This is a genomic window from Microbacterium sp. NPDC055599 (assembly GCF_053618975.1).
In genome coordinates, this window is sequence record NZ_JBSHIM010000012.1 from 66146 (window position 1) to 92810 (window position 26665).

25 protein-coding genes are annotated in these 26665 nt (G+C 68.0%); 15 read left to right on the plus strand and 10 right to left on the minus strand.

What is annotated here, in order from left to right:
• Positions 1 to 10 precede the first annotated feature (10 nt).
• The 8 genes from ACWGQ1_RS12945 (at position 11) to ACWGQ1_RS12980 (ending at position 10122) form a co-directional block, all read left to right on the plus strand.
• On the plus strand, positions 11 to 583 hold the full coding sequence (locus ACWGQ1_RS12945; protein ID WP_136031339.1) for a GNAT family N-acetyltransferase: 573 nt from the start codon (positions 11 to 13) through the stop codon (positions 581 to 583).
• Between the two features lie 121 nt (positions 584 to 704).
• The gene (locus ACWGQ1_RS12950) at positions 705 to 1310 is read left to right on the plus strand and encodes an RNA polymerase sigma factor (RefSeq protein ID WP_136037292.1); all 606 of its coding nucleotides are present in this window, start codon (positions 705 to 707) and stop codon (positions 1308 to 1310) included.
• Positions 1285 to 2388: a hypothetical protein gene (locus ACWGQ1_RS12955; protein ID WP_452313087.1), complete on the plus strand. Its 1104-nt coding sequence runs from the start codon at positions 1285 to 1287 to the stop codon at positions 2386 to 2388. The genes ACWGQ1_RS12950 and ACWGQ1_RS12955 overlap by 26 nt, the downstream gene beginning before the upstream one ends.
• A 70-nt stretch (positions 2389 to 2458) precedes the next feature.
• Positions 2459 to 5977 (plus strand): DNA polymerase III subunit alpha, encoded by a 3519-nt coding sequence (gene dnaE, locus ACWGQ1_RS12960; protein WP_136031345.1) that lies wholly within the window; start codon positions 2459 to 2461, stop codon positions 5975 to 5977.
• 68 nt (positions 5978 to 6045) lie between these two features.
• Positions 6046 to 7287: a hypothetical protein gene (locus ACWGQ1_RS12965; protein WP_452313088.1), complete on the plus strand. Its 1242-nt coding sequence runs from the start codon at positions 6046 to 6048 to the stop codon at positions 7285 to 7287.
• Position 7288: 1 nt separating this feature from the next.
• Positions 7289 to 8593 carry a histidinol dehydrogenase gene (gene hisD / locus ACWGQ1_RS12970; protein WP_136031349.1) on the plus strand — a complete coding sequence of 435 codons (1305 nt, stop codon included), beginning with the start codon at positions 7289 to 7291 and terminating at the stop codon, positions 8591 to 8593.
• A 10-nt stretch (positions 8594 to 8603) separates the two neighbouring features.
• Positions 8604 to 9074: a transcriptional regulator NrdR gene (gene nrdR / locus ACWGQ1_RS12975; RefSeq protein WP_136037296.1), complete on the plus strand. Its 471-nt coding sequence runs from the start codon at positions 8604 to 8606 to the stop codon at positions 9072 to 9074.
• Between the two features lie 10 nt (positions 9075 to 9084).
• The gene (locus ACWGQ1_RS12980; protein WP_247981854.1) at positions 9085 to 10122 is read left to right on the plus strand and encodes a quinone-dependent dihydroorotate dehydrogenase; all 1038 of its coding nucleotides are present in this window, start codon (positions 9085 to 9087) and stop codon (positions 10120 to 10122) included.
• Here ACWGQ1_RS12980 and ACWGQ1_RS12985 read toward each other — a convergent pair.
• Complete coding sequence (locus ACWGQ1_RS12985; protein ID WP_136031354.1) at positions 10097 to 10669, minus strand: DUF3043 domain-containing protein; 573 nt, start codon at positions 10667 to 10669, stop codon at positions 10097 to 10099. The genes ACWGQ1_RS12980 and ACWGQ1_RS12985 overlap by 26 nt on opposite strands.
• A gap of 45 nt (positions 10670 to 10714) precedes the next feature.
• Between ACWGQ1_RS12985 and ACWGQ1_RS12990 the strand changes: the two genes are divergently transcribed.
• From ACWGQ1_RS12990 to ACWGQ1_RS13010, 5 genes are all read left to right on the plus strand, one after another.
• Positions 10715 to 12118, plus strand: a complete 1404-nt coding sequence (locus ACWGQ1_RS12990) for a M20/M25/M40 family metallo-hydrolase (protein WP_452313089.1) — start codon at positions 10715 to 10717, stop codon at positions 12116 to 12118.
• Positions 12119 to 12187: 69 nt separating this feature from the next.
• Positions 12188 to 12550, plus strand: a complete 363-nt coding sequence (gene erpA, locus ACWGQ1_RS12995; protein WP_136031358.1) for an iron-sulfur cluster insertion protein ErpA — start codon at positions 12188 to 12190, stop codon at positions 12548 to 12550.
• A 142-nt stretch (positions 12551 to 12692) separates the two neighbouring features.
• Positions 12693 to 13589, plus strand: coding sequence for an aa3-type cytochrome oxidase subunit II (gene ctaC / locus ACWGQ1_RS13000; protein ID WP_136031360.1), 897 nt, complete (start codon positions 12693 to 12695; stop codon positions 13587 to 13589).
• Between the two features lie 3 nt (positions 13590 to 13592).
• Positions 13593 to 15326, plus strand: coding sequence for an aa3-type cytochrome oxidase subunit I (gene ctaD, locus ACWGQ1_RS13005; RefSeq protein WP_205812734.1), 1734 nt, complete (start codon positions 13593 to 13595; stop codon positions 15324 to 15326).
• Between the two features lie 3 nt (positions 15327 to 15329).
• Complete coding sequence (locus ACWGQ1_RS13010) at positions 15330 to 15764, plus strand: cytochrome c oxidase subunit 4 (RefSeq protein WP_025105064.1); 435 nt, start codon at positions 15330 to 15332, stop codon at positions 15762 to 15764.
• Positions 15765 to 15832: 68 nt separating this feature from the next.
• On the opposite strand, the gene ACWGQ1_RS13015 is transcribed toward ACWGQ1_RS13010, so the two are convergent.
• From ACWGQ1_RS13015 to ctaE, 6 genes are all read right to left on the minus strand, one after another.
• A complete protein-coding gene (locus tag ACWGQ1_RS13015) occupies positions 15833 to 16252 on the minus strand; it encodes a rhodanese-like domain-containing protein (protein WP_136045373.1) in 420 nt (139 codons plus the stop codon).
• 99 nt (positions 16253 to 16351) lie between these two features.
• Positions 16352 to 16888, minus strand: a complete 537-nt coding sequence (locus ACWGQ1_RS13020) for a GNAT family N-acetyltransferase (RefSeq protein WP_247981852.1) — start codon at positions 16886 to 16888, stop codon at positions 16352 to 16354.
• Positions 16889 to 17489: 601 nt separating this feature from the next.
• The gene (qcrB, locus tag ACWGQ1_RS13025; RefSeq protein WP_136045370.1) at positions 17490 to 19304 is read right to left on the minus strand and encodes a cytochrome bc1 complex cytochrome b subunit; all 1815 of its coding nucleotides are present in this window, start codon (positions 19302 to 19304) and stop codon (positions 17490 to 17492) included.
• Entirely contained in the window at positions 19301 to 20377 is a 1077-nt protein-coding gene (qcrA, locus tag ACWGQ1_RS13030; RefSeq protein ID WP_136028787.1) for a cytochrome bc1 complex Rieske iron-sulfur subunit, read from the minus strand. Before qcrA ends, qcrB begins: the two co-directional genes overlap by 4 nt.
• A 36-nt stretch (positions 20378 to 20413) precedes the next feature.
• Positions 20414 to 21214 (minus strand): cytochrome bc1 complex diheme cytochrome c subunit, encoded by an 801-nt coding sequence (gene qcrC / locus ACWGQ1_RS13035; protein WP_136028788.1) that lies wholly within the window; start codon positions 21212 to 21214, stop codon positions 20414 to 20416.
• Between the two features lie 20 nt (positions 21215 to 21234).
• Positions 21235 to 21888: an aa3-type cytochrome oxidase subunit III gene (gene ctaE, locus ACWGQ1_RS13040; RefSeq protein ID WP_136028789.1), complete on the minus strand. Its 654-nt coding sequence runs from the start codon at positions 21886 to 21888 to the stop codon at positions 21235 to 21237.
• 192 nt (positions 21889 to 22080) lie between these two features.
• Between ctaE and trpD the strand changes: the two genes are divergently transcribed.
• Both trpD and ACWGQ1_RS13050 read left to right on the plus strand, forming a co-directional pair.
• Positions 22081 to 23151, plus strand: a complete 1071-nt coding sequence (gene trpD / locus ACWGQ1_RS13045; RefSeq protein ID WP_136036543.1) for an anthranilate phosphoribosyltransferase — start codon at positions 22081 to 22083, stop codon at positions 23149 to 23151.
• A gap of 2 nt (positions 23152 to 23153) precedes the next feature.
• The gene (locus ACWGQ1_RS13050) at positions 23154 to 24140 is read left to right on the plus strand and encodes a PHP domain-containing protein (protein WP_205814370.1); all 987 of its coding nucleotides are present in this window, start codon (positions 23154 to 23156) and stop codon (positions 24138 to 24140) included.
• A 3-nt stretch (positions 24141 to 24143) separates the two neighbouring features.
• Here the strand turns inward: ACWGQ1_RS13050 and ACWGQ1_RS13055 are convergent, their stop codons facing one another.
• The 3 genes from ACWGQ1_RS13055 to ACWGQ1_RS13065 all read right to left on the minus strand — a co-directional run bounded on the left by ACWGQ1_RS13055 (position 24144) and on the right by ACWGQ1_RS13065 (position 26489).
• Positions 24144 to 25094, minus strand: coding sequence for a 5'-3' exonuclease H3TH domain-containing protein (locus ACWGQ1_RS13055; RefSeq protein ID WP_452313090.1), 951 nt, complete (start codon positions 25092 to 25094; stop codon positions 24144 to 24146).
• Positions 25095 to 25125: 31 nt separating this feature from the next.
• A complete protein-coding gene (locus tag ACWGQ1_RS13060; protein ID WP_452313091.1) occupies positions 25126 to 25803 on the minus strand; it encodes a hypothetical protein in 678 nt (225 codons plus the stop codon).
• 137 nt (positions 25804 to 25940) lie between these two features.
• Entirely contained in the window at positions 25941 to 26489 is a 549-nt protein-coding gene (locus tag ACWGQ1_RS13065) for a hypothetical protein (RefSeq protein ID WP_452313092.1), read from the minus strand.
• Positions 26490 to 26665: the final 176 nt, after the last annotated feature.

Consider the following 26665-nt stretch of genomic DNA (forward strand, 5'->3'; position numbering starts at 1 on the left):
CACTGACCGCATGAGCATCGTGGTGCGCCCCGCGACCGTCTTCGACGACGTCGCGACACTGGTGGGTCCGAAGAAGCCGACGTCGAACGTCTGCTTCTGCCTCAGCTATCGGATCGGCAACAAGGAGAACGTGTCCCTGCGCGGGCAGGCTCGTGCGGATCGCGTGCGCGAGCTGTGCCACCAGGACCCGCCGCCGGGCGTCATCGCGTATCTCGACGATGAGCCCGTGGGGTGGGCGGCTCTGCATCCCCGGCGTGACACCAGCTTCGCGCGCAATCGCCTCATCCCGCACGTCGACGATCTGGACGTCTGGTCGCTGTGGTGTTTCCGCGTGCGCCCGGGATTCCGCAAGCAGGGTGTCTCGCACGCGCTGATCGACGGCGCGGTCGCGTACGCCAGGGAACGCGGGGCTCCAGCGATCGAGGGATATCCGGTCGACAACGCGGGGGAGAAGGTGAACCTCACGATGGCGTACGTGGGGACCCGGTCCCTGTTCGAGGGTGCCGGCTTCACGAAGGCTGCCGACACCGGGTCCGTGCTCGACGGGTTCCCCCGGGTGCTCATGCGTCTCGACCTGCGGTGACGGGCCGTCGTGGAGTGACCGACCGGGTGAGTGAGGACCGGGGAACGCGCGGCGGATCGGTCGTCGCCGGGGCGCCGCGACGAGTTTCGAACCGGATCGTGGTTCTGAGGCAATACATAGTGTGAGCACAGACAGCGAGATCATTCAGCGGTCGCTCGGGCAACCCCGGGCGTTCGCCGAACTGTTCGACAGACACGCCGGCGCGGTGGGTGGCTATGCCGCCCGCCGCCTCGGGATGGATGCCGGAGAGGACGTCCTCAGCGAGACGTTCCTCGTCGCCTTCGCGCGGCGGTCGTCGTTCGACACGTCCTGGGACTCCGCACTCCCGTGGTTGTACGGCATCGCGTCGCGGCTGATCAAGAAGCACAGGGCGCGCGAGGCGAAGCACCTGCGGTCGGCGGCGCAGTCGGCGGCCCGTGAGGAGCACATCGCTCACGGCGACCTCGACGGGACGATCGCCCGGCTCGACGCCGAGCTCTCGACCCGTCAGCTCGCCCCGCTGATCGCCGCGCTGTCGGCGAAAGACCGCGAGACTCTTCTGCTCTACGCCTGGGGCGACCTGAGCTACGAGGAGATCGCGCTCGCCCTCGGCGTTCCCGTGGGAACGGTGAGGTCCCGCATGAACCGGGTGCGGACACGGTTGGATCCGGCGCGCGCCCGCGGTCGGAACACGATGGTCACGGAGAAGAAGGGAGAAGTCGATGGACGTTTTCGAGCGCGTGCGTGAGGTCAACCGGGGGGCCGGCCTCAGCGAGGAGCACCTGACGTCGGCCAGGGCACGGCTTCTCACGGGGATCGACGCGGGGGTGGCGGCCGAGCGGGCACGGAGGGTGCGCCGGCCGCTGTTCCTCGTCGCCGGGGCGGTCGCGGGGGTCGCGGCTGCCACGGCCGGGGTCGTGATGCTGAGCCAGCTGACGGCACCGGAGCCGCGCGTGGAGGCCGTGCCGGTGCAGACGCTCGATCCGCGCCCGCACGGCGACCCGCTGCCGCGTCCGTCGGCGACGTCGGGGACGGGTGCGACCGAGCCGTTCCCCGGTACGACCCCGCAGGCGGGGCAGTATCTGCACGTCACCACGACGGTGGACTCTCTCCTGTATCGGGACGCGCGGGTGACGGTGTTCACCTGGCCCTGGCATCAGGACGGCCTCGCGCCGATCGGCGCGCTCCTGGTTCGGGACCACAGCGAGACGTTCGTCCCCGCTGATCGCTCGGGCGAGTGGAGGGGGAGCAACGGCCCGAACTCCCAGCGGCTGCAGTTCTTCCCCGAGGACCAGTGGCCTGCGGGGGAGCTGGCCTGGGACAACCTGTTCCCGGCGAACGACAGCGTGGGCCGATGGACGTTCACCGGGGGATTCGACACCGAGGTGGGGCCGCCCACCGGCTCGACAGAGTATTTCGCGCAGTTCCCCCGAGATCCGCAGGCGTTGCTGGAGTTCGCGAAGAGCTTCGAGCGCGGGTACGAGATGGTGCCGGAACAGGCGGACGAGGCAGCGGTCATCACGATCATGGACGCGCTCCGGTCTAATGTGGCCCCGGCCGATCTCCGCGAGGCACTGATCTCGGCCCTCGCCCTCTCCCCGCTCGTCGAGGCCACCCCGTCCGGTGGGACCGTGATCTACCGCGCACGGTTCCAGCACATCGATGCGCGGACCGACACCCTGACGGTCGATACGACGACCGGCTGGATGAGCGAGTACACGCTGCGCTACGACCGCACGGACGGTGCGGACGGCGACATGGTTCCGACCGACGTCCCCGACATCCGATACACCGCGACGGTGTCGATCGTCGACGCGATCCCCTGACAGCCACGGCGACCCGGAAACGGGCCCCGGCAACGATCTCGGTGTCGGGGCCCCGCCGTAGACTCGGAACATGGCATCCGATTCCTTCGTCCACCTGCATGTGCACAGCGAATACTCGATGCTGGACGGCGCGGCGAAGATCAATGCCATGACGCAGGCGGCGGCCGACTACGGCATGCCGGCCATCGCCGTGACCGACCACGGCAACACGTTCGCGGCGTTCGAGTTCTACCGGGCGGCTCAGGCCGCGGGCATCAAGCCGATCGTCGGGCTGGAGGCGTACGTCACCCCCGGCACGCACCGCAGCGACAAGACCCGCGTGCAGTGGGGCTCGCCCGATCAGAAGAGCGACGACGTCTCGGGGTCCGGCGCGTACACCCACATGACCATGTGGAGTCAGAGCACCGAGGGGATGCACAACCTCTTCCGGCTTAGCTCGCTGTCGAGCATGGAGGGCTACTACTTCAAGCCCCGTATGGACCGCGAGCTGCTGCAGACCTACGGCAAGGGCCTCATCGCGACGACCGGGTGCCCCTCGGGCGAGGTGCAGACGCGTCTTCGTCTCGGGCAGTACGACGCGGCGCGGGCGGCGGCGGCGGAGTTCCAGGACATCTTCGGCAAGGAGAACTACTTCGCCGAGATCATGGACCACGGCCTGTCGATCGAGCGCCGGGTGATGACCGACCTACTGCGGCTGGCCAAAGACCTGGGCATCCCGCTGGTGGCCACGAACGACTCGCACTACACGCACCAGCACGAGGCCGACGCGCACGAGGCGCTGTTGTGCGTGCAGTCGGGGTCAACGCTCGACGACCCGAACCGCTTCAAGTTCGACGGCGACGGGTACTACATCAAGACCGCGGCCGAGATGCGGCAGCTGTTCCGCGATCACCCGGAGGCGTGCGACAACACGCTGCTGATCGCCGAGCGCTGCGAGGTGGAGTTCAACACCTCCGCCAACTACATGCCCCGCTTCCCCGTGCCGGACGGCGAGACCGAAGACAGCTGGCTCATCAAGGAGGTCGAGAAGGGCCTCCACTACCGCTACCCGAGCGGTATCCCCGACCGGGTGCGCAAGCAGGCGGAGTACGAGACCGGCATCATCCTGCAGATGGGGTTCCCTGGCTACTTCCTCGTCGTCGCCGACTTCATCAACTGGGCCAAGGACAACGGCATCCGCGTCGGTCCCGGCCGAGGCTCCGGTGCCGGATCGATGGTGGCGTACGCGATGCGGATCACCGACCTCGACCCCCTGGAGCACGGTCTCATCTTCGAGCGCTTCCTCAACCCGGACCGCGTCTCGATGCCCGACTTCGACGTCGACTTCGACGACCGCCGCCGTGGCGAGGTCATCGAGTACGTGACGGAGAAGTACGGCTCCGAGCGCGTGGCGCAGATCGTGACCTACGGCACGATCAAGTCCAAGCAGGCGCTCAAGGATGCCGGTCGCGTGCTCGGGTTCCCGTTCAGCATGGGGGAGCGTCTGACCAAGGCCATGCCCCCCGCCGTCATGGGCAAGGACATGCCCCTCGACGGCATGTTCGACTCCGCGCACCCGCGCTACAAGGAGGCGAGCGAGTTCCGGGCGCTGATCGAGACCGACCCCGAGGCGAAGACGGTGTTCGATCGCGCGCTCGGGCTCGAGGGCCTCAAGCGCCAGTGGGGCGTGCACGCTGCCGGTGTGATCATGTCGTCGGAGCCGCTGCTCGACATCATCCCCATCATGCGCCGCGAGCAGGACGGGCAGATCGTCACGCAGTTCGACTACCCGTCGTGCGAGACGCTCGGCCTGATCAAGATGGACTTCCTGGGGTTGCGCAACCTCACGATCATCTCGGACGCGCTCGACAACATCCGCATGAACCGAGGCGAGGAGCTCGACCTCGAGCACCTCGGACTCGACGACCCTGCGGTGTACGAGCTCCTCGCGCGCGGCGACACGCTGGGCGTGTTCCAGCTCGACAGCCCTCCGCTGCGGTCGCTCATGCGCCTGATGAAGCCGGACAACTTCGGTGACATCTCGGCCCTCATCGCACTGTACCGCCCGGGCCCGATGGGCGCGAACTCGCACACGAACTACGCGCTGCGCAAGAACGGCCAGCAGCAGATCACGCCGATCCACCCGGAGCTCGAGGAACCCCTGGCCGAGATCCTGGAGGAGTCCTACGGCCTCATCATCTACCAGGAGCAGGTGATGGCCATCGCGCAGAAGGTCGCCGGGTTCAGCCTCGGTCAGGCCGACATCCTCCGTCGCGCGATGGGCAAGAAGAAGAAGTCCGAGCTGGACAAGCAGTACGAGGGCTTCGCCGGCGGTATGAAGGAGCGCGGCTTCGGCGAGGGCGCGATCAAGGCGCTGTGGGACATCCTCCTGCCCTTCTCCGACTACGCGTTCAACAAAGCGCACTCCGCCGCGTATGGTCTCGTGTCCTACTGGACCGCGTACCTGAAGGCGCACTACCCGGCCGAGTACATGGCGGCGCTGCTGACGAGCGTCGGCGACTCGAAGGACAAGATGGCGCTGTACCTAAACGAGTGCCGCCGCATGGGTATCCGGGTGCTGCCGCCCGACGTCTCGGAGTCGATCAACTTCTTCGCCGCCGTCGGCGACGACATCCGCTTCGGTCTGGGAGCGGTGCGCAACGTGGGCACCAACGTCGTCGACGGGATCGTGCAGGCCAGGAAGGATGAGCGCTTCACGTCGTTCCACCACTTCCTCGACAAGGTCCCGCTGCATGTCGCCAACAAGCGCACCGTGGAGTCGCTCATCAAGGCGGGCGCGTTCGACTCGATGGGCGACACGAGGCGTGCGCTGCTGGAGGTGCACGAGGACGCCGTGGAGGCCGCGGTCGACCGGAAGCGCAACGAGGCTCAGGGCGCGATCGGGTTCGACTTCGACAGCCTGTACGACGGGCTGGAGGAGGTCGCGCCGGCCAAGGTCCCCGCCCGACCCGAGTGGATCAAGAAGGACAAGCTGGCGTTCGAGCGGGAGATGCTCGGGCTGTACGTGTCCGACCATCCGCTCGCGGGCCTCGAGGTGCCTTTGGCGAAGCACGCGTCGATCTCGATCCATGACCTCAACAACTCGGAGGACCTGCAGGACGGCGACCAGGTGACGGTCGCGGGCCTGGTCACGAGCGTGCAGCACCGGGTGGCGAAGGCCAGCGGAAACCCGTACGGCATGATCACGGTCGAGGACTTCAACGGCGAGGTCACCGTGATGTTCATGGGCAAGACGTACACGGAGTTCCAGCACACCCTCCAGCAGGACGCGATCCTGGCCGTGCGGGGGAGGGTGTCGCGCCGCGACGACGGCCTCAACCTGCATGCCCAGTCGGCCTTCGCACCCGATGTGGGCTCGTTCGACGCCGCAGGCCCGCTGTCGCTCGTGCTCGCGGAGCAGCGCGCCACCGAGCGCGTGATGCACGAGCTTGCCGAGGTGCTGCGACGGCACAACGGCGAGACCGAGGTGCTGCTTCGGGTGCACCGCGGCGGGACGGCGAAGGTGTTCGAGGTCCCGATGCCGGTGAAGGTGTCGGCCGACCTCTTCGGCGACCTCAAGTCACTGCTCGGCCCGACCTGTCTGGGGTGAACGGGTAGGATCGGGAGCCGTCGACAGCACCGCCACGGCCAGAGTGCGCCGGTGATGAAAGGACCACTATGAGCACGGAACTTCCCGAGCCGGATGCCGGCGACGCGGTGTTCAGCGACGAGGACGGCGTCCTCTATGACGACGAAGTGACCCCGGAGTACGGCATCCTCGGCTTCACGCTGCGTGAGCTGTTGATCGTCGGCGTCTGGCTGGTGTCGTTCCTCGTCTCCTTCTTCCCCCTCAGCGGCGGCGTCTCGCTGTGGGGCATCGGCATCCAGTGGATCCTGCCGATCGGCGTCCCGACGGTGGCCGTGTTCCTGCTGGTGCTGCGCCGGTTCTCTCCCGACGGCATCCGCCGCGTGGGCTCGTTGGGCATCGATCAGTTCGCCTCCGTTGCCTTCGTCGTATCCGCGTGCGTGTGGGCGGGCAACCTCTGGCTGGCGGTGTCCGCCGCGATCGCCACGGGTCAGTGGGGTCTGCCGTGGAACGCGCTCGTGCAGGTCATCACGTCGGTGGCGCTGGTCGTCCTGACCGTTTTCGCACCGCTGATCCCGGGGCTGCGTGAAGACTTCCAGGGTCGGCTGGTGACTCTCGCGCACCGGAACGCGAATCCCGTCCGGCCGGTGATCGCCCGTCCGCGCCCGGAGTCGACGTCCGGAGAGACTCAGGACGAGGCGGCGGTGGGGTCGCCGGAGGAGTCCGACACGGACGCGGTCATCGACACCGGACCCCCCACCAGCCCGGACACCGCAACCGACGCCGTCACCGACGTGGTACCCGATGCGGTCGATGGCGATCGGCGTCACGCCGACACCGACTCGTACCCGGCCGACTACTCGGACCGGATCCCGCTCACTGCGCACGCGTCGGGCGGAGGCACGGGGACGATACCCGTGGCCGACGAGGAGGAGTACACGCCGAGCTACTCTCGGCGTTCCCGGGCCGAGCAGCCCGAGATCGTCTCCGACACCGGGAGCATCGAGTCGCTCCTCGGCACGACCGCTCGAGAGGAGACAGGAGCGGTCGATGTCCCCGACGATGCCACGGCCGTCAATCCGATCGTCGCGGACGAGCAGGACGACGACGTCGAGGCCACGATCCCCCGCCAGTACACGGAGGCGGCGCAACCGTTCTGGATCCTGGCGCCCACCGAGCGCGATGTGCACGACGAGCGCGGCGAGCCGATCTTCCGGGTGGGGCCGACCGCGTGGGCGCTGGTGATCGAGGATCGCGGAGGGGCCTACGTCGTTCGCCATGACGACGGCCGCATCGGATACCTCCACGACATCACCGACATCACGAAGGGCTGACATGCGCACGATCGATCTGCGGGGGCGCGAGCTCTCGCCCGCGGACATGCTCGCGGCCGTCCCCCGCGCCACGCAGGCGCGCGCGGAGGCGCTCGACACCGCAGCACGCCTCGTCGAGGAGGTGCGGGAGCGCGGTGAGGGTGCGCTGCGAGAGCAGGCGGAGCGGTTCGACCGGGTCGTCGGGCACGAGGTTCGCGTGCCTGAGGCGCACATGACGCAGGCCCTCGACTCGCTCGATCCGGCAGTGCGGGCGGCGCTCGACGAGGCGATCCAGCGCGTGCGCCTGGCCTCAGCCGCTCAGGTCCCGGCCTCGCAGGTCACGACCATCGGCGCGGGTGCCACGATCACTCAGCGGTGGCAGCCCGTGCACAGGGTCGGTGTCTACATCCCCGGCGGAAAGGCCGTCTACCCGTCGAGCGTCGTCATGAATGTCGTCCCCGCGCAGGTCGCCGGGGTGCAGCAGATCGCCCTGGCCTCGCCGCCGCAGGCGGATCAGGACGGTCGTGTCCACCCGACGATCCTGGCGGCCGCGGCTCTGCTCGGAGTGACCGAGGTGTACGCCATGGGAGGTGCGGGAGCGATCGGTGCCTTCGCGCACGGTGTCCCCGGTCTCGGCCTCGATCCCGTCGATGTGGTGTCGGGCCCCGGCAACAACTACGTCGCCTCGGCCAAGCGGGCCGTGGCGGGTGTCGTCGGAACGGACTCCGAGGCTGGAGCGACCGAGATCCTCGTGGTCGCGGATTCCACCGCCGATCCGCGTCTCGTCGCCGCCGACCTGGTCAGCCAGGCCGAGCACGACGAGCAGGCGTCGGCCGTGCTCGTCACCGATGCGGAGGGACTCGCGGACCGGGTCGTCGCCGAGGTCGAGCGGCTCACCGCGGCGACGCGCCACAGCGCACGTGTCGCTGCCGCGTTGGCTGGTCCGCAGTCCGCGGTCGTCCTGGTCGACGACCGCGCGATGGCGGTGGCGTTCAGCAACGCGTACGCGCCGGAGCACCTGGAACTGCACCTGTCCGACGCCGAGCAGGCAGCGGCGGCGTTCACCAGCGCCGGCGCGGTGTTCGTGGGCGACCACACCCCGGTGAGCCTCGGCGACTACATGGCGGGGAGCAACCACGTGCTGCCGACCGGCGGCCAGGCGCGCTACGCACCGGGCCTCGGCGCCTATACCTTCCTCCGTCCGCAGCAGGTCGTCTCCTACGATCGCGCCGCCCTGGCCGCGGTTCGCGAGGGGGTCGTCGCCCTGGCGAACAGCGAAGCGCTGCCCGCGCACGGTGAGGCGATCGAGGCGCGGTTCACCGCGTAGGATCGGTCAGATGCACTGCCCCTTCTGCCGTCACCCCGACTCCAGGGTCATCGATTCCCGCACCAGCGACGACGGACTCTCGATCCGCCGTCGCCGACAGTGTCCGGAGTGCGGAGGACGGTTCTCGACGACGGAGACGGCCAGCCTGAACGTGATCAAGCGCTCGGGCGTGATGGAGCCGTTCAGCCGGGAGAAAGTGATCTCCGGCGTGCGAAAGGCCTGTCAGGGGCGTCCGGTGACGGAGGCCGACCTGGCGATCCTCGCGCAGCGCGTGGAAGAGGCGGTGCGTCAGACCGGGGTGTCCCAGCTCGATACCAACGAGATCGGCCTGGCAATCCTGGGTCCGCTGCGTGAGCTCGATGAGGTCGCGTTCCTTCGATTCGCGAGCGTCTATCAGGCGTTCGACTCTCTGGAGGACTTCGAGGCGGCCATCGGCGATCTCCGCGCCGACCACGCGAAGGCGGAGGCGGGCGACCGGTAATCTGGCAGGGATGTATCCCCTCCTCTTCCGCGCCGTCCTGTCGCGCTTCGATCCCGAGTTCGCCCACCACGCCGGCATGGCCGTCATCCGTGCCGTCGGTGTCCCGCCGCTGTCCTGGGCGACCCGCGCGATGACCAGGCCGGATCCGTCACTGCGTGTGGAGGCGCTGGGTCTCACGTTCCCGTCGCCGTTCGGTATCGCCGCGGGCTTCGACAAGAACGCGGTCGGCGTACGAGGTCTCGCCGCGCTCGGCTTCGGACACGTCGAGGTGGGCACGATCACGGCGATCCCGCAGGACGGGAATCCGAAGCCGCGGCTCTTCCGCCTGATCGCCGACCGTGCCGTGATCAACCGGATGGGCTTCAACAACAGGGGAGCGGACGCCGCGGCCCGTCGTCTGGCCCGGCTCCGGCGGGGCGCGCCGGACACGGTCATCGGGGTCAACATCGGCAAGAGCCGCGTGGTCGATGTCGAGGACGCGACCGCCGACTACGTCGCGTCAGCCACCCGGCTCGCGCCTCTCGCCGACTACCTCGCGGTGAACGTCTCCTCTCCGAACACTCCCGGCCTTCGCGGGCTTCAGGCGGTGGAGACGCTGGCGCCACTGCTGCGCGCCGTCCGCGACGCTTCGGGCTCGACCCCGCTGCTGGTCAAGATCGCGCCCGACCTCGCCGACGATGAGATCACCGCGATCGCGCAGCTCGCCGTTTCGGAGGGACTAGCGGGGATCATTGCCCACAACACCACGATCAGCAGGGACGGGCTCGTCACCGATGCCGCGACGGTCGAGGCTGCGGGTGCCGGCGGGCTCTCCGGTGCTCCCCTCAAGCGGCGCTCTCTCGAGGTGTTGAGGGTCGTCCGTTCCGCGGTGCCCGAGGACTTCTGCGTGATCGCGGTTGGCGGAGTGGAGACAGCCGCCGACGTGCAGGAGCGTCTGGACGCTGGAGCGACCCTGGTGCAGGGGTATACGGCGTTCCTCTACCGCGGCCCGTTCTGGGGTCGCGAGATCAACCGCGGGCTGGTCAGTCGGGGTACTGCCCGCGCTTGACCTGCGGCTTCGGCAGGCGCATGAACCGCATCTGCAGTGCGCGCATGCCGGCGTACCATCCGAGGCCCTTCTCGACGCGGTCGGCGCCGAACTTCGCGGCCGCCTTGCGCTTGACCCGAAGGCCGAGCAGGATCATGCCGCCGATCGCGATGACGAGGTACGCCATCATGAACAGGTACGCGTAGAACGAGATCATGAGGTTCGTCGGCAGGAGTGACGCCAGGATCACCAGCACCATGACGCCCATGACGAACTCCGCCGGGTGCCAGCCCGCGTCGACGTAGTCGCGCACCCAGCGCCGCTGCGGGCCCTTGTCGCGCACCGGGAGGTACTTCTCCTCACCGGCGGCCATCCCCGCCTGGGCGCGTGCGCGCCGCTCGTTCAGCTCGGCCCGGGCGGCCGCCTTCGCCTCCTTGGTGTTGGCCACCAGCGGCCGACGTCGGGCGGCCTCCTGCTCGGCGCGGGTCGGCGTGGCGCGCCCCTTGCCGACGGCGGGCGTCTGCGGGGCGTCGTCGTTCGTCGAAGGGGAGACGGGGGTAGTGGCCACGGGTTTCCTCGGTTCGCTGAAGATGGTCACCTTAAGATTACTCGCATGACCTCACCTGCACTTCCCAGCGAGTCCGACGCCGCCGTCCTCGAGGCCGTGGCCACCGGCATCCCGTCCGCGCTGTCCGATCTGGGGCACCTGGTCCGCATCCCCGGCATGGCCTGGCCCGCGTTCGATCAGACGCAGCTGGAGCGCAGTGCGGACGCCGTCGCGACGCTGGCCAGGGACACGGGGGTGTTCGACGAGGTGCGTGTGCTGCGTGCCGCGATCCCGGGCACCGATGAGCACGGGCAGCCCGCGGTGCTCGCGACCCGCGCTGCTCGCAACGGCAAGCCGACGATCCTCCTCTACGCCCACCACGATGTGCAGCCCCCCGGCGACGACGCCCTCTGGGAGACCCCGCCGTTCGAGCCGACGGTGCGCGACGGCCGCCTCTACGGACGCGGGGCCGCCGACGACAAGGCGGGGATCATGGCCCACATCGGTGCGGTCCGCGCGGTGTCGTCGGTTCTCGGTGCCGACCTCGACCTCGGGATCGCGATGTTCATCGAGGGGGAGGAGGAGTACGGCTCCCGCTCGTTCGCCCAGTTCCTCGCCGACAACAAAGACGCCCTCCGCGCCGACGCCATCGTCGTGGCCGACTCCGGCAACTGGGATTCGGTGACGCCCGGGCTCACCGTGTCGCTCCGGGGGAACGCCCGGTTCACGATGAAGGTCCGCACGCTCGACCACGCGTCCCACTCGGGGATGTTCGGTGGCGCGGTGCCCGACGCGATGATGGCCACCGTCCGGCTGCTCTCGACGCTCTGGAACGCCGACGGATCGGTCGCCGTCGAGGGTATGACGAGCCGCGAGGCGGAGACGCCGGAGTACGCGGAGGCGACCCTGCGCGACGAAGCGGGTCTCCTTCCCGGCACGATGCCGATCGGCGACGGGACGATTCTGAGCCGCATCTGGAACAAGCCGTCGGTGACCGTCATCGGCATCGACGCGACGAGCGTTTCGGCCGCGTCGAACACGCTGCTGCCGGAGGTCACCGTCGTGATCAGCGCGCGGGTGGCACCCGGGCAGACGGGGCAGGAGGCATATGACGCTCTGGAGCGGCATCTGCGTGCCCACGCCCCGTTCGGTGCCGAACTGTCGTTCTCCGACGTCGACCTGGGCAACCCGTTCCTCGTCGACACCAGCGGCTGGGCGGTCTCGCTCACCCGCGACGCGATGCGCGACGGCTACGGCGTGGCGCCGGTCGACCTGGGAGTCGGCGGGTCCATCCCGTTCATCGCCGACCTCGTCCGCGAGTTCCCCGACGCGCAGATCCTCGTGACGGGAGTGGAAGACCCGCATTCCCGCGCGCACAGCCCGAACGAGTCGCTGCACCTGGACACCTTTCGTCATGCGGTCGCGACCGAGGCCCTGCTGCTGGCACGGATGAACGCCGTCGAGCTCTGAGCCCGTCGCGGGAAGCGGCGGTAGAATCGTCACAGAAGCCGTGTATCGCGGCCCGTCCCAAGGAGTGACATGACCGACACCACCCTGTCCGCAGAGACCACCCGCGCACACGGCGTCAGCCTGACGGACGCCGCGGCCACCAAGGTCAAGAACCTTCTGGAGCAGGAGGGCCGTGACGACCTGCGTCTGCGCGTGGCCGTTCAGCCCGGCGGGTGCTCCGGCCTGATCTACCAGCTCTACTTCGACGAGCGCTTCCTCGAGGGCGACGAGACGGTCGACTTCGACGGCGTCGAGGTCATCGTCGACAACATGAGCGTCCCGTACCTCGACGGCGCGTCGATCGACTTCAAGGACACGATCTCCGAGCAGGGCTTCACGATCGACAACCCGAACGCCGCGGGAAGCTGCGCCTGTGGAGACAGCTTCCACTGATCTGCGGATTTCCGGACCACGGCCGTCGTCACCTCGCGTGACGGCGGCCGTTTCGCGTGCGGAACCTGCGTGGATGGCATGAATCGGGTGTGAGGTTGCTCTAGACTTGAACGTGCCCTGTCCGCAATCTGAAAGGTGCATCGTGCCCTCGAAACGCCGCCTTCGTTGGGCCGCACTCCCTGTGGGAGTCGTGGCAGCTGTGGCTCTGGCGGGATGTACTCCCACCGAGCTGAACGGCTTTCTTCCGGGCTTCGTGGAGGGTGGCCCGGCAGCGACCAACCAGACGGAGCGCGTGTCGTCGCTCTGGGTGAACTCCTGGATCGTTCTTCTCGCCGTCGGCGTCATCACCTGGAGCCTCATGGCGTGGGCCGCGATCGCGTACCGCCGGCGCAAGGGGCAGACCGGTCTCCCGGTGCAGATGCGCTACAACATGCCGATCGAGATCTTCTACACGATCGTGCCGCTCATCCTCGTGCTGGGCATGTTCTTCTTCACGGCGCGCGACCAGACCGAGATCGAGACCAAGTGGGACAACCCCGACGTCGAGATCACCGCGATCGCCAAGCAGTGGGCGTGGGACTTCCAGTACAACGGCGACACCGAAGACGACACGGTCTGGACGATGGGCATCCAGGCCCAGCCCGATGCCGAGGGCAACATCGACAAGGCCGAGCTCCCGACGCTGGTGCTCCCCGTCGACAAGAAGGTCACGATCAACCTTCAGTCTCGCGATGTGATCCACTCCTTCTGGATCATCGACTTCCTGTACAAGAAGGACATGTTCATCGGCAAGGACAACTCCTGGTCCTTCATCCCGACGCGCGAGGGCGAGTACGCCGGCAAGTGCGCCGAGCTCTGCGGTGAGTACCACTCGATGATGCTGTTCAACGTGAAGGTCGTCTCCCAGGAGGAGTACGACGCCTACCTCGAGTCGCTCGAGGAGAAGGGCAACACGGGCGACATCACCGACGCGTACGACCGTCTCTCGAACCTCCCCGGCACCTCCGGGAAGACCGACACCGAGGAAGGAGAGGAGTAAGTCATGTCGACCACTGAAGCTCCTCGCACCGACGAGGCACCCCGCTCCCGTCCCACCACTCTGCCCGCACGTCAGGCGGCTCTCATGAGCTCCTCGCGTGTGGAGCAGAAGGGCAACATCGTCGTCAAGTGGATCACCTCCACCGACCACAAGACCATCGGGTACATGTACCTGATCGCGTCTGTGCTGTTCTTCCTCCTCGGCGGCGTGATGGCCCTGGTCATCCGCGCCGAGCTCTTCGCGCCGGGCATGCAGATCATCCCGACGAAGGAGCAGTACAACCAGCTGTTCACGATGCACGGCACGATCATGCTGCTGATGTTCGCGACGCCGCTGTTCGCCGGTTTCGCCAACGCGATCCTGCCGCTGCAGATCGGTGCGCCCGACGTCGCCTTCCCGCGTCTCAACGCCTTCGCGTTCTGGCTGTTCCTCTTCGGGTCGACGATCGCCGTCGCCGGCTTCCTCACCCCGCAGGGTGCCGCCTCCTTCGGCTGGTTCGCCTATCAGCCGCTGGCCAACGCCTCGTTCTCGCCGGGTGCCGGTGGAAACCTCTGGATGCTCGGTCTGGGCATCTCCGGCTTCGGAACGATTCTCGGTGCGGTGAACTTCATCACCACGATCATCACGATGCGTGCCCCGGGTATGACCATGTGGCGCATGCCGATCTTCTCGTGGAACACGCTGATCACCAGCCTGCTCATCCTGATGGCGTTCCCGGTGCTCGCGGCCGCGATCTTCGCCGCCGCCGCCGACCGCGTCCTCGGCGCTCACGTCTACGACCCGGCCAACGGCGGTGTGCTCCTGTGGCAGCACCTGTTCTGGTTCTTCGGCCACCCCGAGGTCTACATCATCGCGCTGCCGTTCTTCGGTATCGTCTCGGAGATCTTCCCGGTCTTCAGCCGGAAGCCGATCTTCGGCTACAAGACGCTGGTGTACGCGACGATCGCGATCGCCGCGCTATCGGTCGCGGTGTGGGCGCACCACATGTACGTCACCGGTTCTGTGCTGCTGCCGTTCTTCGCGCTGATGACGATGCTCATCGCCGTCCCGACCGGCGTGAAGATCTTCAACTGGATCGGCACGCTCTGGCGAGGGTCGGTCACGTTCGAGACGCCGATGGTCTTCGCGCTCGGCTTCCTGGTGTCGTTCGTCTTCGGTGGTCTGACCGGTGTCATCCTCGCGGCCCCGCCGCTGGACTTCCACCTCAGCGACTCGTACTTCGTGGTGGCGCACTTCCACTACGTGGTGTTCGGCACGGTCGTGTTCGCGATGTTCGCGGGCTTCTACTTCTGGTGGCCTAAGTGGACGGGACGCATGCTCAACGAGCGTCTGGGCTACGTGCACTTCTGGATGCTGTTCGTCGGCTTCCACATGACCTTCCTGATCCAGCACTGGCTGGGTGTGGACGGCATGGTGCGTCGCTACGCGGACTACTCGGCGGCCGATGGCTGGACCTGGCAGAACCAGGTCTCCACGATCGGCGCGATCATCCTCGGCGCCTCGATGCTGCCGTTCTTCCTGAACGTCTGGATCACCGCGCGCAAGGCGCCCAAGGTGACGGTGAACGACCCGTGGGGTTACGGCGCCTCGCTCGAGTGGGCGACCTCGTGCCCGCCGCCGCGGCACAACTTCACGTCGATCCCGCGTATCCGCAGCGAGCGTCCCGCGTTCGACCTGAACCACCCGGAGGCGGCCGAGTTCGCGACCACCGCACCCGGCGAGCGAGAGGGCCACTGAGTCATGCGCGATAACGTCATCATCTGGTGGGTCCTGACCGCGTTCTTCGCCCTTGTGGGCGTCGTCTACACGGGCTGGAACATCCTCGCCCACCCCGGCCTGCCGCTCGTGAATCAGATCGAGTGGGTCGGCACCGTGGCGCTGTTCTTCTCCGCCTTCATGGGAGCGATGGTCGCGTTCTACCTCGACCGCACCCACAAGGCGCAGAACGGTGAGCTGCCGGAAGACATCCTGACCTCCGACATCGACGACGGTGACCCCGAGCTCGGAGAGTTCAGCCCGTGGTCGTGGTGGCCGCTCGTGCTCGCCGCTTCGGCCGGTGTGTTCGTTGTCGGGCTCGCGGTGGGGCACTTCCTCCTGCCGATCGGTCTCGCGATCTTCGTGGTCGCGATCGTCGGCTGGGTCTACGAGTACTACCGCGGGAACTTCGCCCGCTGAGCGCTGTACCTGCGAAAGGCCCCCCGGATCGTTCCGGGGGGCCTTTCCCGTGTGTGTGAGTGCGGCGTTCAGGCGCGCGTGCGGATCCGTGGAATCCCGGTGAGGGGATCGACGGGGCGGTGGTGCACGCCATCGGCATCTTCGACCGGGTATCCCTCTCGCACCCAGTACTCGAATCCGCCGATCATCTCGCGGACCCGATACCCGAGGCTGGCGAACTCGGCCGCGCCCCGCGTACCGCCGTTGCAGCCGGGGCTCCAGCAGTACACGACGACCTCGGCGTCGGGGGAGATCTCCTGCGGCGCCCGGGCGGCGATCTCACTGTGGTGCATGTGAACCGCGCCCGTCACGCGCCCCTGGGTCCACGCCTCCGAGGACCGGACATCGATCACGACGAGCTGTTCGCCCGCGGTGCGCGCGGCGTGCACGTCGGCGGGATCCGTTTCATAGGCGAGCTTGGCGGCGAAGTAGTCGGAGCGCGAGATCATGTCTCCACGCTAGTTCCCGCTCTGGCCGCGTGGCGCAGTGAGACGGACGTCGGTCGTGCGGATTCTGCCGTTGGCCCCCGCTGTCAGTGGCCCCCGCCGTCAGTGGCGCCGCGTCATCTGCACGCGTGTCCCGTATGCGTCCAGCCCGAGGGCGTGCTCGATGCTCACGAGGGACTCGAGGAACGGCGTATCGGGAGTGCTCACGGCGAACCCGCACGTGGCGTAGAACGGGGCGTTCCAGGGAACCTCGGCGTAGGTGCGCAGGGTGATGCGCTGATTCCTCCGTCGAACGCTCTCGTCCAGCGCGGCATGCACCAGCTGCCGACCGATACCCCGGCGACCATGATCAGGGTGGACCGACAGTTGCTCAAGGTGCCCGTCTCCGTCGATCTGCAGGACGTGGGCGAAGCCGACGACGGTGAGCGCAGATCGGGCAGTCTGCGCGGCACGGCGCGAATCGACCGCCTCGGCGACCAGGACGTAGCCGTCATGCGCGGCGCGCTCGGCCGCCGTTGCCGGGGGCGGCCAGTCCTGCGCGCGGAAGCGTTCGACCAGGAGACGATCGGCCGCGAGCTCGATCTCCTCCAGAGCAGCGATGTCCTGCGGCTCCGCCGGCCGGATACGCACGCGTGTCATAGCGACGCCGCCGAGCCGATGACCGCGGGGGTGCTCCGTGTCGTTTCGTCCTGGGCCGCGTGCCCCATGTCCAGCGTGATCGGGAACATGTCGGTCGTGGCCGATGCAGGGGTCGATGGGTTCGGCATGGACCGCGTGCGAGACGCGAACCAGGGGTGCACGTCACGGGTTCCATGTCCAACGATATGGATGTCGGTACGGGCTTCGGCGATGGGCTCAGCAGCGCCGGCGTGAGTGCCGTCAGGGGGAGCGGCGGGGGCAAGGGGCCCGGCGGCGGCGGGGGGACCGGCGAGGGGTCCAGGAGCGACGACGTGGGTGCTGCCGGTGGGAGCTGCGGCTGTAGAGGCGGCGGTGACGGGTCCTCCGGCGTCGTTGAGATCGTCGAGGAATAGGGATCCAGCAGCGCCGTGGGGACCGGCGAGGGGGCCAGCAGCGCCGTGGGGGCCGGCGGCAGACTCAGCGGCGAGATGGAGCGCGCGTCGGGGCGAAAGCGCGCGCGAGCGAGCTGACCGAGCACTGGATGACATGAAGTGATCCTCTCATCGGTGAGACGACGAAGGCCCCGTCCGACGGGACGGGGCCTTCAGCGGGGGAGTGGCGACTACTCGTCGTCCTCCGACTTCTTCTTGCGCGGACGCTTCACGGGCTCGGTCGAGATCACCGTGCTGGGCGTGTTCGGCGTCTCGTCGACGTGAGTCTCGTCGACGGTGAGCGGGGCGTCGGGGAAGCCGGCGCGCTCGTGAGCGCCCTGGATCTCCGCGGCCTCGGCCGCCTCGTTGTCCGCCGTGACGTGGTGCTGATGTGCATCGGCGGCGTCAACCTCGGCCTGCGTGAGCGGAGCCAGACGGTCCTCGAAGAACCAGCGCGACATCGCCGAACGAAGGTTCTCCGTCCACGGGATGCGGCCCTTGGCGTTCGGGCGCACCACGAGGGGCTCGTAGCCGTCGATGTCGATGAGCTTCCAGCGGTCGTACTTGTCGACCGGCTGGTGCACCTCGATGTACTCGCCACCGGGGAGGCGGACGATGCGGCCCGACTCGAAGCCGTGCAGCACGATCTCGCGGTCCTTCTTCTGCAGCGCGATGCAGATGCGCTTGGTGACGAAGTAGCCGATGATCGGGCCGAGGAACAGCAGCACCTGGAGCGTGTGGATCACGCCCTCCATCGTGAGCATGAAGTGCGTGGCGATGAGGTCGGACGATGCCGCCGCCCACAGCACGGCGTAGAAGATGACGCCCGCGACACCGATCGCCGTGCGCGTGGCCGCGTTGCGGGGACGCTGGGCGATGTGGTGCTCGCGCTTGTCGCCCGTGACCCACGCCTCGATGAACGGGTAGATCGCCACGATCACGATGAACAGGCCGAGCACTGCGACCGGAGCCAGGATGCCGAACGACCACGTGTGGTTCAGGAACACGATGTCCCAGTTCGACGGGGCGAGGCGCAGCGCACCGTCCGCGAACCCGATGTACCAGTCGGGCTGCGTACCCGCCGAGACGGGGGACGGGTCGTACGGGCCGTAGTTCCAGATCGGGTTGATCTGGAAGAACGTCGCGATCAGCACGATGGTGCCGAAGACGATGAACAGGTAGCCGCCCATCTTGGACATGTACACCGGCATCATCGGGTAGCCCACGACGTTGTCGTTCGAGCGGCCGGGGCCGGCGAACTGCGTGTGCTTGTTGATGACCATGAGCATCAGGTGCAGGACGATGAAGGCGATCACCAGCATCGGGAGCAGCAGGATGTGCAGGGTGTAGAGACGGCCGACGATGTCGGTGCCGGGGAACTCGCCGCCGAAGAGGAGGAACGAGGTCCAGGTGCCGATCAGGGGCAGGCCCTTGATCATGCCGTCGATGATGCGCAGGCCGTTGCCCGAGAGCAGGTCGTCGGGGAGCGAGTAGCCGGTGAAGCCCTCGGCCATCGCCAGGATGAACAGCAGGAAGCCGATCACCCAGTTCAGCTCGCGCGGCTTGCGGAACGCGCCGGTGAAGAACACCCGCAGCATGTGCACGCCGATACCCGCGATGAAGACCAGCGCAGCCCAGTGGTGGATCTGGCGGACCAGGAGCCCACCGCGCAGGTCGAACGAGATGTGCAGCGTCGACTCGAGAGCCGAGGACATCGCGATTCCGCGCATGGGAGCGTATGCGCCCGTGTAGTGCGTCTCGACCATCGAGGCCTGGAAGAAGAACGTCAGGAAGGTTCCGGAGAGGAACACGACGACGAAGCTCCACAGGGCGATCTCACCGAGCATGAACGACCAGTGGTCGGGGAAGATCTTGCGACCGAGCTCCTTGACGAAGCCGGAGAGGCTGGTGCGCTCATCGATGTAGTTCGATGCGGCGCCGACGAAGCGGCCGCCGAGAGGCGCCTTGGTGTCCTTCTCGTCCTTGGACAGCGTTGCGGTGCTCAATGGCGCTCCCAGAAGCTCGGGCCGACGGGTTCGGTGAAGTCGCTGCGTGCGATGAGGTAGCCCTCGTCATCCACGGTGATGGGCAGCTGCGGAAGCGGACGGGCGGCCGGTCCGAAGATGACCTTCGCGTGGTCGGTGACGTCGAACTGCGACTGGTGGCACGGGCACAGCAGGTGGTGCGTCTGCTGCTCGTACAGAGCCACCGGGCAGCCGACGTGGGTGCAGACCTTGGAGTAGGCCACGATGCCGTCGTACGACCAGTCCTTGCGGTCCTCGGCCTCGATCAGCTGCTCGGGCCGCAGCCGCATCATCAGCACGATGGCCTTGGCCTTCTCCTCGAGGTAGCCCTCGTCGTGGCCGAGTTCGGCGAGGTCCTCGGGGATGACGTGGAAGGCAGAGCCGAGCGTGACGTCGGCGGCGCGGATCGGCGTACCGTCGGGGTCGCGCACCAGGCGCATCCCCTTGTCCCACATCGTGTGCTTCAGCAGCGCCACCGGGTCGCCCTTGGTCGGGTCGTCCGGCGTGGAATGCGGTGCGAGACCGCGGAACAGCGTGACTCCGGGGATGATCGACGCCACGATCGCCGCGAACAGCGAGTTGCGGATCATGGTGCGGCGGCCGAATCCGGACTCCTCGTTGGCGTCGGCGAACGCCTTGATGGCGGCCTCGCGCGTCGAGTCCTTGCCCCGCGTGGGGTGGCGCAGCTCGACGTGCTCCTTGTCGGACATGAGCGCCTTCGACCAGTGGATCGCGCCGATGCCGAGGGCGAGCAGCGCGAGAGCGATGCCCAGACCGATGAAGAGGTTGTTCTGCCGGATGTCGATGAGCGCGCCGCTCTCGATCGGGAACAGCATGTAGGCGGCGACCGCCCAGATGCTGCCGGCGAGCGACAGGTAGAACAGCGTGTAGACGGTACGGACCGCAGCCTTCTCAGCGCGCGGGTCCTTATCGGTCATCCGCTCGCGGTGCGGCGGCAGCCCGGGGTTCTGCACGGGATCGCTGACTGCGACACCCAGCCCCGGAGAGGGCTGGTAGGCCCTGTCAAGAGCCTGCGAGTCGTCGTCGTGTGCCATGGTGCTCCTCGTACGTTCCTCTTCGATGAATATGCGTCAGTTGGACTTCGCCGTGATCCACACGGTGATGGCGACCAGAGCGCCGATACCGAAGATCCACACGAACAGGCCCTCGGAAACCGGGCCGAGCGACCCCAGCGAGAAGCCACCGATCTGCACCGACTGCTGCTGGAAGAGCAGGGCCGAGATGATGTCGCGCTTGTCCTCGTCGGACAGGTTCATGTCGCCGAAGACCGGCATGTTCTGCGGGCCGGTGACCATGGCGGCATAGATGTGCAGCGCGCTGGTCTCGGTGATCGCGGGGGCGTACTTGCCCTCGGTCAGAGCACCACCGGCGGCCGCGACGTTGTGGCACATCGCGCAGTTGACGCGGAAGAGCTCGGCACCGTGCGCGACGTCTCCCTCGCCGTCCAGGATGCGGTCGGACGGGAACGTCGGACCGGGGGCCTCGGACTGCACGTAGGCCGACATCGCGAGGATCTGCTCCTCGGTGAACTGCGGCTCCTTCTGCGGTGCCTGCGGGCCCTGCATCTGCAGCGGCATGCGGCCGGTCGACACCTGGAACTCCACAGCCAGCTCGCCGACGCCGTAGAGGCTCGGTCCGTTGGGGGTGCCCTGCAGGTCGAGGCCGTGACAGGTGGCGCAGTTCGCCTGGAACAGCTTCTCGCCGTCTTCCACCGTCAACTGCGTCGCCGCGCTAGGGGCGTCGTTGGCCGCGAAGGCGGCGGACGCTCCTGCGTACACGGCGCCCGTGATCATCAGTCCAGCTCCGATGAGCGCGGCCGCCGCCAGTGGGCTGCGACGACCGCTCGAACGGCGCTTCTTCTCTCGTGCCATCTCGGGGATCAGCTCCGCTCTTATTTCAGGAAGTAGATAACGAAGAACAGCACGATCCAGACGACGTCGACGAAGTGCCAGTAGTAAGACACCACGATCGAGGACGTCGCCTCCTTGTGCCGGAAGTTCTTGACGGCGTACGCGCGGCCGATGACGAGGAGGAACGCGACGAGACCGCCGGTGACGTGCAGGGCGTGGAAGCCGGTCGTCAGGTAGAAGGCCGAGGCGTACGAGTCGGCCTGGATGGGCATGCCCTCCGCAACCAGCTGCGCGTACTCCCAGACCTGGCCGGAGACGAAGATCGCGCCGAGGGCGAAGGTGAGGAAGAACCACTCGACCATGCCCCAGCCGAACAGACGACGGCGACCGGCGCCGTTCTTCTGGCCCTTCGCGATGCGGTAGGGCTGGAGGTCCTCGGCTGCGAACACGCCCATCTGGCACGTGAACGACGAGAGCACGAGGATCGCCGTGTTGACGGCCGCGAACGGCACGTTCAGAAGCTCGGTACGGTCGGCCCAGAGCTCGGGTGAAGTGCTGCGGAGCGTGAAGTAGATCGCGAAGAGTCCCGCGAAGAACATCACCTCGCTGCCGAGCCACACAATGGTGCCGACAGCTACCGGGTTGGGCCGCTTGATCGTTCTCGCCGCCGGGGCATACGTCGCTGAGGTCGTCACCCCTCCATTATGGCCGATCCGCGGACGTGATTCTTGCACCCACGGCCGTCGAATCCCTCGTGGGTGACTTAGGGGACCCTAAGAGATCACTGCGAATCATCGGTGAATCCGCGGGAAACGGCGGTCGCGGTACCTCTGCGCGGAAGCGCGGATCGATCTGCACGTTTTCTCCGCGCCGATAGGATCGCACACATGGCTGAATCCCTGACCTGGTCCGATGTGCTCACCACCCTTCTGGAGCGTCGGGACCTCAGCGTCTGGGAATCCACCTGGGCGATGCGCCAGATCATGTCGGGCTCGGTCACCGAGGCGCAGCTCGCGGGGTTCCTCATCGCACTCAGGGCCAAGGGGGAGACCATCGACGAGATCGTCGGCTTCCGGGACGCGATCCTCGAGGCGGCCGTTCCTCTCCCGGTCTCGCCGGACGTTCTCGACATCGTCGGAACGGGCGGCGACCGCGTCGGGACCGTCAACGTGTCCACGACCGCGGCCATCATCATCGGCGCCACCGGAGTCCCTGTCGTCAAGCACGGCAATCGCGCTGCGAGCTCGGCATCCGGCTCCTCCGACGTGCTCGGCGCGCTCGGCCTGGAGCTCTCGCTGGACCCCGCTGCCGTGGCCTCGATCCTCGACCGGACCGGGATCACCTTCGCGTGGGCCGGGGCGTTCCATCCCGGTTTCAAGCACGCGGGAGCTGTGCGCGCGCAGCTCGGCGTTCCGACCGTGTTCAACATGCTCGGCCCGCTCTGCAACCCCGCACGAGCCGAAGCGAACGCGGTGGGGGTGGCGCAGATGGAGCGGGTCCCGCTCATCACCGGCGTCTTCCGCACCCGCGGCGCCACCGCCCTCGTGTTCCGCGGAGACGACGGGCTGGACGAGCTCACCACGACCGGTCACAGTCGCATCTGGGAGGTGACCAGAGGCGACATCCACGAGCACGACCTGGATCCGCGCGACCTCGGCATCCCGCTCGCCGACCTCGCCGACCTGATCGGCGGCTCGCCCGAGCACAACGCGGACGTGCTGCGACGCACGCTCGCGGGTGAGACCGGGCCCGTGCGTGACATCGTGCTGCTCAACGCCGCGGCCGGGATCGTCGCGTTCGAGCTCTCGCAGGACGCCACGCAGGTGCAGCGGCCGATCCTGGAGCGTCTGCGTGAGGGATACGCTCGCGCGTCCGCGGCGGTGGACGACGGGCGGGCCCTCGCGAAGCTCGACGCGTGGATCGGTGCGAGCCGCGAACTGGCCGCCGTCGAGGAGTGACCATGGAGCCCGTCGACGCCCTCCTCGAGATCGCCTCGCTGCTCGAGCGCGAGCGGGCATCGCGGTATCGGGCGAAGGCGTTCCGGCAGGCAGCCGCCACGTTCGAGGATCTCCCCGAGGACGTGCGGAACGACCCCACCCGGCTTCGCGCCGCACGGGGGATCGGGGAGTCGACGTTCGCCGTGATCCGCCAGGCCCAGGAGGGCCGCATCCCCGAGTACCTCGTGGAGCTGCGCGGCGAGGTCGAACCCGAGCGGGTCTCGGAGCTGCGGGGCCGACTGCGCGGCGACCTGCATGCCCACACCGACTGGTCGGACGGCACCACATCCATCGAGGTGATGGCCGCCGCCGCTCGAGCCCAGGGGCACGAGTACCAGGCGATCACCGATCACTCGCCGCGTCTGCGGGTGGCGCGTGGCCTCTCCGCCGAACGGCTGCGGGAGCAGATGCCGCTCGTGCGGGCGCAGTCCGGCGACGGTTTCACGCTGCTCGCGGGCATCGAGGTGGACATCCTCGAAGACGGGTCTCTCGACCAGGACGACGATCTCCTCCGGGAACTCGACATCGTGGTCGCCTCCGTGCACTCGAAGCTGCGCATGGACGCCAGGCCCATGACCGCGCGCATGATCGCCGCCGTCTCGCATCCACGCGTCAATGTGCTCGGCCACTGCACAGGCCGGCTCGTGCAGGGCGACCGGGGGACGCGCCCGCCGTCGGCCTTTGACGCTGCGGCGGTTTTCGCCGCCTGTGCCGAGAACGGCGTGGCCGTGGAGATCAACTCGCGACCGGAGCGACAGGATCCACCCGACGAGTTGATCGCGATCGCTTTGGAAGCCGGGTGTCTCTTCTCGATCGACTCCGACGCCCACGCGCCGGGACAGCTCTCACTGCTGGACTACGGCGCCGAACGCGCCGAGCGTGCGGGAGTGCCCGCGTCGCGCATCGTCACCACCTGGGGTCTGTCCCGCCTGCTCGCCTGGGCGGAGTGACGCTCACTCCTCGGTCGCTGCGCGTCCGGCCTCCGTCACCGCGGTGACCGCCCGCGTCATCGAGCCGCCGAGGTTCCACCTCTCCGCCAGTGCCGTCGCCGTCGTGACCTCGCTCTCCGACAGGGCACGGAGGGGGACGTCCGGTGTGGCGATCGGGAGATCCGTCGCCACGGCCACGACGGTCGGTGCGACATCGAGGTAGGTCGTCGCTGCGAGGATCTTGGCGCGCACCCCTGCGCTCATGCCCTCACCCGCCTCCGCCGCCTCCCGGATCCCCACCAGGTCGCCGTGCACCCCCAGCAGCGTGGCCGCCGTCTTCTCGCCCACCCCGGCGACGCCGGGGAGGCCGTCGGACGCATCCCCTCGCATCGTGGCGAAGTCGGCATACTGCGACGGGAGCACCCCGTACTTGGCGACGACGGTGGCGTCGGTGACCACCTCGAGGTTGCTCATGCCGCGCGCCGTATAGATGACCCGGACGTCGGCGGCGTCGTCGACGAGCTGGAAGAGGTCGCGATCGCCCGTCACGATGTCGACCGGCATGGATGCGTGCGTCGCCAGGGTGCCGATCACGTCGTCGGCCTCGTGCTCGGCCACACCGACGATCGGGATCCCGATGGCGGCGAGGGTCTCGCGGATGAGCGGGATCTGCGCCTCGAGGGGATCGGGCACCTCCTCGACGTCCGGCGCACCGGCCACGACCTCCACCACGCGGTGCGTCTTGTAGCTCGGGATCAGGTCGACGCGCCACTGCGGCCGCCAGTCGTCGTCCCAGCAGGCGACCACGTGCGTCGGCTGATACAGGGTGATGAGCTTCGCGACGATGTCGAGCAGTCCGCGCGCGGCGTTGATGGGGGAGCCGTCCGGGGCGGTCACCTTGTCGGGCACGCCGTAGAAGGCGCGGAAGTACAGACTGGCGGTGTCGAGCAGCATGAGGCGTTCGGCGCGGGGCATGGCTTCAGGGTAGAGCGTGCGTGCGCACGGGTCAGCAGCCGGGGGCGGTGGGTTGCTCGGTGCACGTGTGACGGACGAGCGCTGTGGTGGCCTCATAGATGCGGATGGCCTGGCCGGGCCCGGGGATGGTGAGCTCGCCGGGGAGGGGCACCCAGCCGCTGCCGGTGTCGAGCTCGGCGGTGTAGTGGACGGCGGTGGTGGCGGTGTAGGTGCCGCGGGCGCGGTACACGTGGCTGGTGGGGGTGGGGGTGAGCTGGGATTGACGGAGCGCGGCCCACGGGTGTCCCGGCGTCGTGGTGGATGCGGTCGTGCCGTCGCCGTAAACGAAGTCGTAGCGGACCGGGGTGAAGCGCACGGTGATGGGCGTGCCCAGGAGAGTGCCGGTGCGGGCCGGAGGGGCGGTGGGGGTGAGGAAGTTCGTGGGGAGTCCGGCGACGCCGATGTTGGACGGCTCGGCGCTGGTGGCGGCCGGGTCCGGCGCGAACTGGGCGACATCGGTGATCGTGAGCGCGGGACCCGGGGCAGCAGGCCGGGGTGCGGGAGGAGTCTGAGGCGCCGTGGCGCGGCATCGTTCGTCGGCTATTCCCGCGCACACGTCGGTCTGACGGTTCTGGTCCGGGCGGGGGTAGCGGCGGGGCGTGCCCGTGTGGCGTGCGTCGGGGGTGGCGTCGACGGGGGATGAGCGAGTTTCCGTCGCCGTGATGGACAAGTTCGAATCGTTCTGTTGCACCGCGCACTGGCCCGCGATGGCGAGAGTCTTTGCGCAGGGGGTCGCGTTGGCCAACGCTACGTCCGGCGCGCTGTACACAACTGAGAACGTCGCCAGGAGGCTGACGACGGCGACGCTCACTGTTCTGAACATTGATCTGCGGCGGCTTCCTCTTCGTGATCGATGAGCAGGTCGCCCACGTCTGCACTCATCTGGACGGTTTGAGCGAGAACGGGTGGACGCTCGGTGGACGTAACATCCGTTCCTTCCACGCTGACCAGCCTTGCGCGCGACACATCCAGACACACCAGTGCAGTGAGAAGCGTTCTGGCCGGTTTCACATCCGCGTCCAGCCCGATGAAGTCGGTCACGCTGACATCTCCGACCAACTGGAGACCCTTCGATCGCAGATAGTCCTCTGCTGCCAGCTCCGCTTCCAGCGCCTCTCCTCGAAGGAACCGCTGAGGCTTCGCCGAGAGGTCGCCGTTTCGACGGTCGTTTCCGGCGTCGTTGTAGGCGCGATACGTCGCTTCAGCGGCGGCGAATGCGTCGTCCTTGGAAGAAAAGGGGGGAGTAGGTGAGGGGGCGGCTTGCGGGGCAGATGTGCACGCAGCGAGCAGCAAGGAGGTGGCGGCAAGGAGGACAAGACACGGCGAGGCGGTGCGGATGGTGGATGACGGGATCACCCGGTCACGGTACGGGGAATGCGGGGTCGGGCGTCGCGGTTGTCCACAGGGGAGCGGCGAACTCTCCGCTCGCGGGCGGATCGCTTCTTCTGATAGCCTGAATCGTCACTCGTGGCGTGCATGCGCATGCCCAGGTGCCGAACAATCACAATCCAACCGCTGTGAAGCATGCTGTC